Below are 12914 nucleotides of genomic sequence, written 5' to 3'. Positions count from 1 at the left end.
AAGATCAAACTGTGGGAGCGGGCTTGCTCGCGAATGCGGCGTGTCAGCCAGTATCAATGCTGAAAGTTCCGGCCCTTTCGCGGGCAAGCCCGCTCCCACAGGGGATCTGCTGTGAACGAGAGTCCCCGACCACTGAAGATCAAACTGTGGGAGCGAGCTTGCTCGCGATTGCGGAGTGTCAGTCAACACCCATTCTGCTGACCCGACGCTATCGCGAGCAAGCTCGCTCCCACAGGGTTGTGCGGTGTGTTCATGAAAGCAAAAAATAATCACGCCCTTCGACCTGCCCCCGTCGCAGCGGGTTACGGGTGCACCACGGTGCATAGGCGGCGTCGACGAAGCGATAGAGCAAGTGTTCGTCCCGGCCCAGGGGAATGCCCAGGCGGGTAGTCTGGATCACGTTGACCGTCGGCACCCCCACGTCTTCCACCAGCAAGCGTTCGGGATCGAAGCGTTTGGCGTCCCAGTCCGGTACTTTCAGGCCCAGGGCCTTGCACAGCAAGGTCTGGCCAGCACAGAGTTTCTGCGATGCGCGCGGGCGGCCCTGGGCGTCGGGGTTGTTCAGCAGCATCTGCGCCAGGCTCGCCGGGCCCGACAGCGTATCGACCCAGGGGTAGGCCGATTTGATCAACACCGCATTGCCAGGCCCCTGGGCGCTGAAGTTCAGCGAATCGCCGCCCCGGGCGTAGTACATATAGATGTGCCCGCCATCCAGAAACAAAGCCTTACGTTTTTCCGTATAGCCCAGCGAGGCGTGGCTGCCTTTTTCGGCGAAGTAATAGGCTTCGGTCTCGATGATCCGCGCGCTGAGCCACAGGTCACCGACCTTGTGGCGAATGACTTTGCCCAGCAGGTCCTGGGCCAGCACTTGGGCATCACGGTCAAAAAAAGCGTGGGGCAGGGCGTTTGGCGGACGAGGTGAATCGGTCATGGCGATAAACAAAGGGAGGCCAAAGGAAGCGCGATGATAGCAATGGAAAGCTTAATCGCCGCTGAACACTGACGATTTCTGCAGGATTTGCTCCTCCGCCGGTCACCACCGTGAGTCCACGCTGTTAGTCGAGGGTTACGACAGCTATAATCTGCCGCTTTCCTCTTTGCCAAGACCACACAGACCATGACTGAGTCCGTTCTTGACTACATGACCCGCCTGGGTCGCGCCGCTCGTGAAGCGTCGCGCATCATCGGCCGTGCCAGCACCGCGCAGAAAAACCGCGCCCTGCAGGCCGCCGCCAATGCGCTGGACGCCGCGCGCGCCGAGTTGTCCGCCGCCAATGAGCTGGACCTGGCCGCGGGTCGGGCCAATGGCCTGGAGCCGGCCATGCTCGAGCGCCTGGCGCTGACCCCGGCACGCATCGACGGCATGATCGTCGGGCTGCGTCAGGTCGCGGCGCTGCCGGACCCGGTCGGGGCGATCCGCGACATGAGTTATCGGCCGTCGGGCATCCAGGTCGGTAAGATGCGCGTGCCTTTGGGCGTGGTCGGGATCATCTACGAATCGCGGCCGAACGTGACCATCGACGCCGCGAGCCTGTGCCTGAAGTCGGGTAACGCGACCATCCTGCGCGGCGGCTCCGAGGCCATTCATTCCAACCGTGCCATTGCCGCCTGCATCCAGCGCGGCCTGGCCGAAGCCGATTTGCCGGCCGCCGTGGTGCAGGTGGTGGAAACCACCGATCGCGCCGCCGTCGGTGCGCTGATCACCATGCCTGAATTCGTCGATGTCATCGTGCCTCGCGGCGGCAAGGGCCTGATCGAACGGGTCAGCCGTGATGCCCGCGTGCCGGTGATCAAACACCTGGACGGCATCTGCCACGTCTACGTCAGCGCCCACGCCGAGCTGCCGAAAGCCCAGCGCATCGCCTTCAACGCCAAGACCTACCGTTATGGCATCTGTGGCGCGATGGAAACCTTGCTGGTGGACCAGGCCGTAGCCCAGGACTTCCTGCCGTCGATGGCCGCCCAGTTCCGCGAAAAAGGCGTCGAGCTGCGCGGTTGCGAGCGCACCCGGGCGATCATCGAGGCGGCGGTCGCCACTGAAGAAGACTGGGACACCGAATACCTGGCGCCGATCCTGTCGATCCGCGTGGTCGACGGGTTGGACCAGGCCATCGAGCACATCAATCGCCACGGCTCGCACCACACCGACGCCATCGTCAGTGAAAACCTGGGTGAAACCCGGCGGTTCGTGGCCGAAGTGGACTCGGCGTCGGTGATGATCAACACCCCGACCTGCTTCGCCGACGGCTTCGAATACGGATTGGGTGCCGAGATCGGCATTTCTACTGATAAGCTGCACGCCCGTGGCCCGGTGGGCCTCGAAGGCCTGACCTGCGAGAAGTACATTGTGGTCGGTGACGGCCAGTTGCGCGGACAGGAGCCGGTCTGACTTGGGCGACCTCGACCCGTCAGCCGCTGTGACGACGACAACCCCGCCCCGGCGCATCGGTATCCTGGGCGGCACGTTCGACCCGGTGCACATCGGCCATTTGCGCGGTGCGCTGGAAGTCGCCGATGCCTTGGCCCTCGATGAGCTACGCTTGACGCCCAGCGCCAGGCCGCCGCACCGGGACACGCCGCAGGTGTCGGCGCAGGACCGTCTGGCGATGGTCGAGTGCGCGGTGGCCGGTGTGGCGCCGTTGGTGGTGGACGCCCGCGAATTGCAGCGGGACAAACCGTCCTACACCATCGATACCCTGGAGCTGATGCGTGCCGAGCTGGCCGCTGATGCCCAGGTTTTTCTGCTTCTGGGCTGGGACGCATTTTGCGGCCTGCCCACTTGGCATCGCTGGGAAGAGTTGCTCCAGCATTGCCACATCCTGGTGCTGCAACGCCCGGATGCCGACAGCGAGCCGCCGGATGCCTTGCGCAACCTGCTGGCGGCCCGCTCGGTGAGCGACCCGCTGGCCCTGAAAGGGCCGAGCGGACAGATTGCATTCGTCTGGCAGACGCCGCTCGCGGTATCCGCCACCCAGATCCGTCAACTGCTGGCCAGCGGTAAGTCGGTACGTTTCCTGGTGCCCGACGCGGTCCTGGCCTACATCGATGCGCACGGGCTGTACCGTGCGTCGAACTGAAAAAGGCGCGCTTCAAGGCACGTGAATGCGTGTAGCGAAGCGCCCGAACATACGAGCAAAACGAGTTTTATATGACTGACAAAGACGTAAGCAAAGTAAAGCGCAAAGGCACGTTCAAAAGCGCCCCGCTGCCTGTAGAGGCGCATACCGGCGTGGTCCTGGCGGGCGAAGAGCTGGTCAAGGTCGCCGTGGCCGCCCTGGAAGACGTCAAGGCCCAGGACATCCAGGTGATCGACGTTCGTGAAAAGCAGAGCATCACGGACTACATGATCATCGCCACCGGTACCTCCAACCGCCAGATCGGCGCGATGCTGGACAAGGTCCGCGAAGCGGTGAAGGCCCAGGGCGTCAAGCCGCTGGGTGAAGAAGGCAAGGGCGACAGCGACTGGGTCCTGCTGGATATGGACGATGTCATCGTGCACATGATGACCGCCTCGGCGCGCCAGTTCTATGACCTGGAACGCCTGTGGGCCGGTGCCGAGCAGAGCCGTTCGGCTAGCGCCGCGCACCACAGCCCGGAAAACAGCCATGAGCACTTCACCAAGCTCAACAAAGACCAGCAATAAGGGACCGCTGTGCGACTGCGCCTGATCGCCGTCGGTTCTCGCATGCCCAAGTGGGTGGAAGAAGGCTGGCATGAATATGCCAAGCGTCTTCCTTCCGAACTGGCCCTGGAACTGGTGGAAATTCCGCTCAACACCCGTGGCAAGAACGCCGACGTGGCGCGCTTTATCCGCCAGGAAGGCGAAGCCATGCTGGCCAAGGTCGGGCCGAACGAGCGGATCGTCACCCTCGAAGTCCACGGCAAGCCCTGGAGCACCGAGCAACTGGCGGTCGAGCTCGATCGCTGGCGGCTGGATGCGCGCACGGTCAATTTCATGGTTGGTGGCCCGGAAGGGCTGGCGCCGGAAGTCTGTGCCCGGGCCGATCAACGTTGGTCGTTGTCGCCGTTGACGTTGCCGCACCCGTTGGTGCGGATTCTGATCGGCGAACAGTTGTATCGTGCCTGGACAGTCCTGTCCGGGCACCCTTACCACAAGTAACCCTGCCCTCATGCCTCAGCCGATCCGCATCAAGGACCACGAAAAAGACGCCCGCCTGGTGCGGGGCCGCGTCGTGTTCGGTGCCATTACGGTGGTGACGCTGATCTGCGTGCTGATCGCGCGGCTGTATTTCCTCCAGGTGATTCAATACGAGTACCACTCGACCCTGTCGGAAAACAACCGCGTGCATGTGCAGCCGATTCCGCCGACCCGTGGGCTGATTTTCGACCGCAATGGCGTGGTGGTGGCGGATAACCGGCCCAGCTTCAGCCTGAGCATGACCCGCGAGCGCTCCGGCGATTGGCAGCATGTGCTCGACGTGATCGTCGAAGTGCTGCAGCTGACGCCCGAGGACCGGGCGATTTTCGAGAAGCGCATGCGCCAGGGGCGGCGCCCGTTCGAGCCGGTGCCGATCCTGTTCGAGCTGACCGAAGAGCAGATCGCCCTGATCGCCGTGAACCAGTTCCGTCTGCCCGGCGTCGAGGTGGTGGCGCAGTTGGTGCGGCATTATCCCCAGGGGCCGCACTTTGCCCACTCGGTCGGCTATATGGGGCGGATCAACGAGAAAGAGCTCAAGACCCTCGATCCGGTCAATTACAGCGGCACTCACCACATAGGCAAGACCGGCATCGAGCGCTTCTACGAGCCTGAGCTGCATGGCCAGGTGGGTTACGAAGAGGTCGAGACCAACGCTCGCGGCCGCGTATTGCGGGTGCTCAAGCGCACCGACCCGATCCCCGGCAAGGACATCGTCCTGAGCCTGGACATCAAGCTGCAGGAAGCCGCCGAAGCGGCGCTGGGCGGGCGTCGTGGCGCCGTAGTGGCGCTGGATCCGAACACCGGCGAGGTCCTGGCCATGGTCAGCCAGCCGAGTTTCGACCCGAACCTGTTCGTCACCGGGATCAGCTTCAAGGCCTATTCCGAGTTGCGCGATTCCATCGACCGGCCCTTGTTCAACCGCGTGTTGCGCGGCCTGTATCCGCCGGGCTCGACCATCAAGCCCGCCGTGGCGATTGCCGGGCTGGACTCTGGCGTAGTGAACGCCTCGAGCCGGGTCTACGACCCCGGCTATTACCAACTGCCGAACTACGATCACAAGTACCGCAACTGGAACCGCACCGGCGACGGTTACGTGGACCTGGAAACGGCGATCATGCGCTCCAACGACACCTACTTCTATGACCTGGCCCATAAGCTGGGGATCGATCGGCTGTCGTCCTATATGGGCAAGTTCGGCATCGGCCAGAAAGTCTCCCTGGACATGTTCGAGGAATCCCCTGGCCTGATGCCGTCCCGGGAGTGGAAGCGCGCGACCCGTCGCCAGGCCTGGTTCCCCGGCGAAACCCTGATCCTGGGGATCGGCCAGGGCTACATGCAGGCAACCCCGCTGCAACTGGCCCAGGCCACGGCCCTGGTGGCGAGCAAGGGCAAGTGGTATCGCCCGCACCTGGCCAAGACCATCGAAGGCCAGAAGCCGGTGGACCCGAACCCGATGCCGGACATCATCCTGCGCAATCCGTCGGACTGGCAAAAGGTCAACAACGGTATGCAGCAGGTGATGCACGGCGCCCGGGGGACCGCGCGCAAGGCGGCCATCGGCGCGCAGTACCGCATTGCCGGCAAGAGCGGTACGGCCCAGGTCGTCGCCATCAAGCAGGGCGAGAAGTACGACCGCTCCAAGGTCCAGGAACGCCACCGCGACCACGCCTTGTTCGTCGGTTTCGCGCCGGCCGACAACCCGAAAATCGTCGTGTCGGTGATGGTCGAGAACGGTGAGTCGGGCTCCGGCGTCGCCGCGCCCGTGGTGCGCCAGATCATGGACGCCTGGCTGCTGGATGAGCACGGCCAGCTCAAGCCTGAATACGCAAGCCCCATCACTGCGGAGGCTACGGCCCGTGAAGAATAATTTCGACCGGATCCTCTCCAGCGAAGACGTGATGCGCCGTCGCGCCACGTTGTTGCAGCGCATGCACATCGATGGCCCGTTGCTGATCCTGTTGTTGACGCTGGCCGCCGGCAGCCTGTTCGTGCTGTATTCGGCCAGCGGCAAGAGCTGGGATCTGCTGGCTAAGCAAGCCACTTCGTTCGGCATCGGCCTGGTGTCGATGATCGTCATTGCCCAGCTCGAGCCGCGGTTCATGGCGCGCTGGGTGCCGGTGGCCTATGTGGTGGGCGTGAGCCTGCTGGTGGTGGTGGACGTGATGGGCCACAACGCCATGGGCGCCACGCGCTGGATCAACATCCCCGGGGTGATCCGCTTCCAGCCTTCGGAATTCCTCAAGATCATCATGCCGGCGACCATTGCCTGGTACCTGTCCAAGCGTTCCTTGCCGCCGCAGCTCAAGCACGTGTGCATCAGCCTGTTGTTGATCGGCATCCCGTTCATCCTGATCGTGCGCCAGCCGGACCTCGGCACCTCGCTGCTGATCCTGGCCGGCGGTGCCTTCGTGCTGTTCATGGGCGGGTTGCGCTGGCGCTGGATTCTCAGCGTGATCGCCGCCGCCGTGCCGGTGTCGGTGGCCATGTGGTACTTCGTGATGCACGACTACCAGAAGCAGCGCGTCCTGACCTTCCTCGACCCGGAGAGCGATCCGTTGGGCACCGGCTGGAACATCATCCAGTCCAAGGCGGCCATCGGTTCCGGCGGGGTGTTCGGCAAGGGCTGGCTGATGGGCACCCAGTCGCACCTGGACTTCCTGCCGGAAAGCCACACCGACTTCATCATCGCGGTGATGGGCGAGGAGTTCGGCCTGGTGGGTATTTGTGTGTTGCTGTTGATCTACCTGCTGCTGATCGGTCGCGGGCTGGTGATTACGGCCCAGGCCCAGACATTGTTCGGCAAGTTGCTCGCGGGCAGCCTGACCATGACGTTTTTTGTTTATGTTTTCGTCAACATCGGTATGGTCAGTGGCCTGTTACCGGTTGTGGGGGTGCCGTTGCCATTCATTAGCTACGGAGGAACTTCGCTGGTGACGCTACTGTCAGCGTTTGGGGTCTTGATGTCGATCCATACCCATCGTAAGTGGATCGCGCAGGTTTGAATAAGGTGAAGAGTTTAATGCAAGCAATGCGTGGCTGGTCAACGCGGTACGTGCCGTGGATTGGCCTGGTCGGCTTCCTGGGCGGTGCGCCGCAAGCCTTGGCCGGCGACTACGAAGGCTCGCCCCAAGTGGCCGAATTCGTCGGTGAAATGACCCGCGACTACGGTTTTGCCGGTGAACAGCTGATGGGGGTGTTCCGCGAGGCCGAACGCAAGCAGTCGATCCTCGACGCGATCTCCCGGCCCGCCGAGCGGGTCAAGCAGTGGAGCGAGTACCGGCCGATGTTCATCACCGAGGCCCGCGTTGCCCGGGGCGTGGACTTCTGGCGCCAGCACGAGGCCGCGCTGGCCCGTGCCGAGCAGGAATACGGCGTGCCGGCCCAGGTCATCGTGTCGATCATTGGCGTCGAGACCTTTTTTGGCCGCAACACCGGGAATTTCCGGGTGATCGACGCGCTGTCGACCCTGGGCTTCGATTTCCCGCCACGTGCCGAGTTCTTCCGCAAGGAGCTGCGTGAATTCCTGCTGCTGGCCCGCGAAGAACAGGTCGATCCGCTGACCCTCAAGGGCTCCTACGCCGGGGCCATGGGCCTGCCCCAGTTCATGCCCAGCAGTTTCCGCGCCTACGCGGTGGACTTCGACGGCGACGGCCACATTAATATCTGGACCAACCCGACCGATGCCATCGGCAGTGTTGCCAGCTACTTCAAACGCCACGGCTGGGAGGCCGGGCAGCCGGTGGTCAGCCGCGCCGACGTGCGTGGCGACCGTGTGGACGAGGGCCTGACCGAGGGCCTGGAGCCGACGAAAACCGTCGGGGAGTTGCGGGCGTTGGGCTGGTCGAGTCATGATGCGCTGCGTGATGACATGCCGGTCACCGCGATCCGCCTGGAAGGCGAGCAGGGCCCCGAGTATTGGATGGGCCTGAAGAATTTCTACGCGATTACGCGTTATAACCGCAGCGTGATGTACGCCATGGCCGTACATCAACTGTCTGAAGAGCTGGTCAAAGCACGGGGCGTCAAATAATGCGGGCATTGCCTACCTATCAACCCCTGAAGCTCGTGGCATTGGCCGCGTTGTCGCTGTTGGTCGTCAGTTGTTCGACCAGCCGCGCGCCGGCCCAGAAAAACCCCACCGCCGTACGCGCCACGCCGGGCCTGGACATCAACCGGGCCCACAAGGACGGCGCGCCGTGGTGGGACGTGGACGTCTCGCGCATTCCCGACGCGACGCCGACCCTGCACACCGGTCCCTACAAGGCCAACCCGTACACGGTGCTGGGCAAGACCTATTTCCCGCTGTCCGAGTCCAAGCGCTACGTCGCTTCGGGCACGGCGTCCTGGTATGGCACCAAGTTCCACGGCCAGAACACCGCCAATGGCGAGGTGTATGACCTGTATGGCATGAGCGCGGCCCACAAGACCTTGCCGCTGCCCAGCTACGTGCGGGTGACCAACCTGGACAACAACAAGAGCGTGATCCTGCGGGTCAACGACCGTGGGCCGTTCTACTCCGACCGTATCATCGACCTGTCGTATGCGGCGGCGAAAAAACTCGGTTACGCTGAAATCGGCACCGCGCGGGTCAAGGTCGAAGGCATCGACCCGCAGGAATGGTGGGCCCAACGTGGCCGTCCGGCGCCTTTGATGCTCAACGAGCCGAAAGTGGCGCAAAATGCCGCGCCAACCGTGACGGCGTCCACCGGTACGGTCGAGCAATGGACGCCACCGCCGCAGCAACACGCCGCAGCCGTGGTGCCTATGCAGTTGGACGCAAAAAAAAACGCTTCTGCAACAGCGTCTGGCCAGTATCTGCAAGTGGGCGCGTTCGCCAACCCGGACGCTGCCGAGCTGCTGAGGTCGAAGCTCAGCTCGATGGTGAGCGCCCCGGTGTTCATCAGCTCGATCGTGCGCAACCAGCAGACACTGCATCGGGTGCGCCTGGGGCCGATCGGTTCTCCGGGTGAAGTCCAGCAAGTGCAGAACAGTGTGCGCCTGGCCAATCTCGGTTCGCCGAGCCTGGTCACCGCTGAGTAATTGAATGAGGCCCGCTTGCGGTTGGAGCGGGTCAAGTTGTTGGCTCCATGAACAATAAAAAGCCCGGCAAGGGCAGTGAGTGAGCAACTTAAATACGCGGCAGCTCGTTAGAAAGCTGCCTGTTTCAGTTTTGCCTTCGGGCAGTTCCATTAGCGATTTCGAGAGACGGATGAACATCACCACCTTTGCCAAACGCCTTTGCCTGCTAGTCCCGCTGCTTCTCTCACCGGCCGCGTTCGCGGTCGAGATGATGCCGGCTCCCCCTCAACTGGCTGCCAAATCCTTTGTACTCATGGATGCCAGCAGCGGCGAGGTGCTGGTGGAGAACAACGGTGACCAGCGCCTGCCACCGGCCAGCCTGACCAAGCTGATGACCGCCTACATCGCGACCCTGGAAATCCGTCGCGGCCAGATCGGTGAAAACGATCCGGTGACCGTCAGCGAAAACGCCTGGCGTACCGGCGGTTCGCGGATGTTCATCAAGGTCGGTTCGCAAGTGACCGTCAGCGACCTGCTGCACGGCATCATCATCCAGTCCGGCAACGACGCCAGCGTCGCCCTGGCCGAGCACATTGCCGGCAGCGAAGATGCGTTCGCCGACATGATGAACAAAACCGTCGCCGACCTGGGCATGACCAACAGCCACTTCATGAACCCTACCGGCCTGCCGAACCCCGAGCATTACTCGTCGGCTCACGACATGGCGGTCCTGGCGCGGGCAATCATCCACGAAGACCCGGCTCACTACGCCATCTACTCCCAGAAAGAGTTCTTCTGGAACGGCATCAAGCAGCCTAACCGCAACCTGCTGCTGTGGCGCGACAAGACCGTCGATGGCCTGAAGACCGGTCATACCGACGAAGCCGGCTATTGCATGGTGTCTTCGGCTGTTCGTGACGGCATGCGCCTGATCGCGGTCGTCTTCGGCACCAGCAGCGAAGTGGCCCGTGCCGCCGAGACCCAGAAGTTGCTGACCTACGGTTTCCGCTTCTTCGAAACCCAGACCTTCTACCAGAAGGGCACCGAACTGGCCCAGGCCCAGGTCTGGAAAGGCACCACCAACCAGGTGAAAGCCGGCTTGGCCCAGGACCTGACCATGACCCTGCCCAAAGGCCAGCTCAAGAAGCTCGCTGCCAGCATGACCATGAACCCGCAACTGACCGCCCCCATCGCCAAGGGCGATGTGATCGGTAAAGTCGAAGTCAAATTGGACGACAAAGTGGTGCACAGCGCTGACCTGATCGCTCTGGACGTGGTCGAGGAAGGTGGTATCTTCCGCCGCATGTGGGATAGCATCCGTCTATTCTTCTACGGCTTGTTCAACTGATTTAAGTGTTGACCTCCATGGCCCCGTTCCTATTCGGTGCGGGGCCATGTTCGTTACCACGGCTTACGAGGCCGTTACGCCATGACAGACTCCGAAGTAAAGGCGCCAAAAATCGAATTCCCCTGCGCGGATTATCCGATCAAGGTAATCGGCGACACGGGTGTGGGTTTCAAGGATCGGATCATCGAGATCCTTGAAAAACATGCCACCGTTGATCACAGGACCCTGGCCGAACGCCAGAGTACCAACGGCAAGTACACCACCATCCAGTTGCACATTATCGCCACTGGCCAGGAACAGCTGTACGACATCAACAGCGAGTTGCGCGCGACCGGTTTCGTGCACATGGTGCTGTGATGCCGGGCACGCTGGGCTTTCGCGAGCTGGGTCGGATGGCTTACGAGCCGGTCTGGCATGCCATGCAACGCTTCACGAACGATCGTGGGAACACTGCCGACGATGAAGTCTGGCTGGTGGAACACCCTCCGGTGTTCACCCAGGGCCAGGCCGGCAAGGCCGAGCACCTGTTGCTGCCGGGGGATATTCCGGTGGTGAAGGTCGACCGGGGCGGGCAGGTGACCTACCATGGCCCTGGCCAACTGGTCGCCTACCTGTTGCTGGACGTGCGCAAGCTGGGATTTGGCGTACGTGAGCTGGTCACGCGCATGGAAACCTGCCTGATCGAGCTGCTGGCCAGCTATGGCGTGACCGCGGCGGCCAAGCCGGATGCGCCGGGTGTCTACGTCGACGGGGCGAAAATCGCTTCCCTGGGGCTGCGGATCCGCCACGGCTGTTCGTTTCACGGCCTGGCGTTGAACGTGGACATGGACCTTTCGCCGTTTCGACGGATTAATCCCTGTGGTTACGCGGGGCTGGCAATGACCCAGCTGCGCGATCACACAGGATCGATTGAATTTGCCGAGGTAAGTGCCCGGCTGCGCGCGCAGCTCGTCAAACACCTCGACTATGCTGAGCAGACGACCCTTACGGGCGGAATCGACTGATATGACTACTGATGCAGTGCAAACCATGATCCCGACGCTGGATGTTACCGAGCGTCCGGCCCCGCGTGCCAAGGTAGAGGCCGGCGTCAAGCTGCGCGGCGCCGAAAAGGTTGCACGCATCCCGGTGAAGATCATTCCGACCACCGAATTGCCGAAGAAACCCGACTGGATTCGCGTCCGTATCCCGGTGTCTCCGGAAGTCGACCGTATCAAGGCCCTGCTGCGCAAGCACAAGCTGCACAGCGTCTGCGAAGAAGCCTCCTGCCCGAACCTGGGCGAGTGCTTCTCCGGCGGCACCGCCACATTCATGATCATGGGCGACATCTGCACCCGTCGTTGCCCGTTCTGTGACGTCGGCCACGGTCGACCGAAGCCATTGGACGTGAACGAGCCAGAAAGCCTGGCCATCGCCATCGCCGACCTGAAGCTCAAGTACGTGGTCATCACCTCGGTGGACCGCGACGACCTGCGCGACGGCGGTGCCCAGCACTTTGCCGACTGCATCCGCGAGATCCGCAAGCTGTCGCCGAACGTACAGTTGGAAACCCTGGTGCCCGATTACCGTGGCCGCATGGACATCGCCCTGGAAATCACCGCTGCCGAGCCACCGGATGTGTTCAACCACAACCTGGAAACCGTGCCGCGCCTGTACAAGGCTGCGCGTCCGGGTTCGGATTACCAGTGGTCGTTGACTCTGCTGCAGCGTTTCAAGCAGATGATGCCGCACATTCCGACCAAGTCCGGCTTGATGCTGGGCCTGGGTGAGACGGATGAGGAAGTCATCGAGGTCATGAAGCGCATGCGTGAGCATGACATTGATATGTTGACCCTGGGTCAGTACTTGCAGCCTTCGCGTAGTCACTTGCCGGTGCAGCGTTTTGTGCATCCGGATACCTTTGCCTGGTTTGCTGAGGAAGGGTACAAGATGGGATTCAAGAACGTGGCTTCTGGGCCGTTGGTGCGCTCTTCGTATCATGCGGATGAGCAGGCTAAGTTGGTCAAGGCTGAGCTGCTGGGTTCTTGATTTAGCTGGTTTGTGGGGGGGTGTATATCCGTTTCTTAGGTAACGGCTACTTACGGTTCCGCTCTTACAGCGGGTCACTTTTGAAAAGCGCAAAAGTAACCAAAACGCTCTTGCCCCACCACTCGGCACCTCGCTTAGGCTCGGTGTGCCCGAACGCAGGCATTGCTCCGTGGGCCCGCCGCGAAGGGCCATCCATGGCCCAGCGCGGCTACCTCGGCATTCATGCCGAGGTCCCCACTGCGCAATACCTGCGTTCGGCCATCGTGGTTAACGGGGCGCCCCAGATCAAAAGCCACGCGAGGCGGCCTTATAGCCGGCCTGGCTTAGAGTGAACGCGTTCCTCCTGTGGGAGCGGGCTTG

General features: G+C 62.4%; 13 protein-coding genes. 12 read left to right on the top strand and 1 reads right to left on the bottom strand.

The genetic code is table 11. From position 1 onward, the window contains the following. Positions 1-250: 250 nt before the first annotated feature. Entirely contained in the window at positions 251-931 is a 681-nt protein-coding gene (locus tag LOY70_RS26095) for a DNA-3-methyladenine glycosylase (protein ID WP_265030796.1), read from the bottom strand. 186 nt (positions 932-1117) lie between these two features. Between LOY70_RS26095 and LOY70_RS26090 the strand changes: the two genes are divergently transcribed. From LOY70_RS26090 to lipA, 12 genes are all read left to right on the top strand, one after another. Then, on the top strand, positions 1118-2389 hold the full coding sequence (locus tag LOY70_RS26090) for a glutamate-5-semialdehyde dehydrogenase (RefSeq protein ID WP_265030794.1): 1272 nt from the start codon (positions 1118-1120) through the stop codon (positions 2387-2389). Position 2390: 1 nt separating this feature from the next. Beyond that, positions 2391-3077, top strand: a complete 687-nt coding sequence (nadD, locus tag LOY70_RS26085; protein ID WP_265030792.1) for a nicotinate-nucleotide adenylyltransferase — start codon at positions 2391-2393, stop codon at positions 3075-3077. A 71-nt stretch (positions 3078-3148) separates the two neighbouring features. Further along, positions 3149-3643, top strand: coding sequence for a ribosome silencing factor (gene rsfS / locus LOY70_RS26080; protein ID WP_025215650.1), 495 nt, complete (start codon positions 3149-3151; stop codon positions 3641-3643). A gap of 9 nt (positions 3644-3652) precedes the next feature. Further along, a complete protein-coding gene (gene rlmH, locus LOY70_RS26075; RefSeq protein ID WP_047229490.1) occupies positions 3653-4120 on the top strand; it encodes a 23S rRNA (pseudouridine(1915)-N(3))-methyltransferase RlmH in 468 nt (155 codons plus the stop codon). Positions 4121-4130: 10 nt separating this feature from the next. After that, a complete protein-coding gene (gene mrdA, locus LOY70_RS26070) occupies positions 4131-6026 on the top strand; it encodes a penicillin-binding protein 2 (RefSeq protein ID WP_265030791.1) in 1896 nt (631 codons plus the stop codon). A 31-nt stretch (positions 6027-6057) separates the two neighbouring features. Then, the gene (rodA, locus tag LOY70_RS26065; RefSeq protein WP_265038202.1) at positions 6058-7161 is read left to right on the top strand and encodes a rod shape-determining protein RodA; all 1104 of its coding nucleotides are present in this window, start codon (positions 6058-6060) and stop codon (positions 7159-7161) included. A gap of 17 nt (positions 7162-7178) precedes the next feature. Next, complete coding sequence (gene mltB, locus LOY70_RS26060) at positions 7179-8189, top strand: lytic murein transglycosylase B (protein WP_265030790.1); 1011 nt, start codon at positions 7179-7181, stop codon at positions 8187-8189. Beyond that, complete coding sequence (locus LOY70_RS26055; protein ID WP_265030789.1) at positions 8189-9199, top strand: septal ring lytic transglycosylase RlpA family protein; 1011 nt, start codon at positions 8189-8191, stop codon at positions 9197-9199. The genes mltB and LOY70_RS26055 overlap by 1 nt, the downstream gene beginning before the upstream one ends. Before the next feature lie 169 nt (positions 9200-9368). Further along, entirely contained in the window at positions 9369-10526 is a 1158-nt protein-coding gene (locus LOY70_RS26050; RefSeq protein ID WP_265030788.1) for a D-alanyl-D-alanine carboxypeptidase family protein, read from the top strand. A gap of 81 nt (positions 10527-10607) precedes the next feature. Next, on the top strand, positions 10608-10883 hold the full coding sequence (locus LOY70_RS26045) for a DUF493 domain-containing protein (RefSeq protein WP_265030787.1): 276 nt from the start codon (positions 10608-10610) through the stop codon (positions 10881-10883). Further along, positions 10883-11530: a lipoyl(octanoyl) transferase LipB gene (gene lipB / locus LOY70_RS26040; RefSeq protein WP_265030786.1), complete on the top strand. Its 648-nt coding sequence runs from the start codon at positions 10883-10885 to the stop codon at positions 11528-11530. Before LOY70_RS26045 ends, lipB begins: the two co-directional genes overlap by 1 nt. Position 11531: 1 nt before the next feature. Further along, the gene (lipA, locus tag LOY70_RS26035) at positions 11532-12554 is read left to right on the top strand and encodes a lipoyl synthase (protein ID WP_123343931.1); all 1023 of its coding nucleotides are present in this window, start codon (positions 11532-11534) and stop codon (positions 12552-12554) included. Positions 12555-12914: the final 360 nt, after the last annotated feature.

Source organism: Pseudomonas sp. B21-054, from assembly GCF_026016345.1.
In the GTDB taxonomy this organism is placed as follows: Bacteria; Pseudomonadota; Gammaproteobacteria; order Pseudomonadales; family Pseudomonadaceae; genus Aquipseudomonas.
The sequence above is the reverse complement of the archived record's forward strand: the minus strand, read 5'-3'. Positions and strand labels throughout refer to the sequence as shown.

Bases quoted from the DNA above. Each gene is read 5' to 3' on its own strand.
- LOY70_RS26095 (WP_265030796.1), bottom strand. From the start codon at position 931: ATGACCGATTCACCTCGTCCGCCAAACGCCCTGCCCCACGCTTTTTTT.
- LOY70_RS26090 (WP_265030794.1), top strand. From the start codon at position 1,118: ATGACTGAGTCCGTTCTTGACTACATGACCCGCCTGGGTCGCGCCGCT.
- rsfS (WP_025215650.1), top strand. From the start codon at position 3,149: ATGACTGACAAAGACGTAAGCAAAGTAAAGCGCAAAGGCACGTTCAAA.
- mrdA (WP_265030791.1), top strand. From the start codon at position 4,131: ATGCCTCAGCCGATCCGCATCAAGGACCACGAAAAAGACGCCCGCCTG.
- rodA (WP_265038202.1), top strand. From the start codon at position 6,058: ATGCGCCGTCGCGCCACGTTGTTGCAGCGCATGCACATCGATGGCCCG.
- mltB (WP_265030790.1), top strand. From the start codon at position 7,179: ATGCAAGCAATGCGTGGCTGGTCAACGCGGTACGTGCCGTGGATTGGC.
- LOY70_RS26055 (WP_265030789.1), top strand. From the start codon at position 8,189: ATGCGGGCATTGCCTACCTATCAACCCCTGAAGCTCGTGGCATTGGCC.
- LOY70_RS26050 (WP_265030788.1), top strand. From the start codon at position 9,369: ATGAACATCACCACCTTTGCCAAACGCCTTTGCCTGCTAGTCCCGCTG.
- LOY70_RS26045 (WP_265030787.1), top strand. From the start codon at position 10,608: ATGACAGACTCCGAAGTAAAGGCGCCAAAAATCGAATTCCCCTGCGCG.
- lipB (WP_265030786.1), top strand. From the start codon at position 10,883: ATGCCGGGCACGCTGGGCTTTCGCGAGCTGGGTCGGATGGCTTACGAG.
- lipA (WP_123343931.1), top strand. From the start codon at position 11,532: ATGACTACTGATGCAGTGCAAACCATGATCCCGACGCTGGATGTTACC.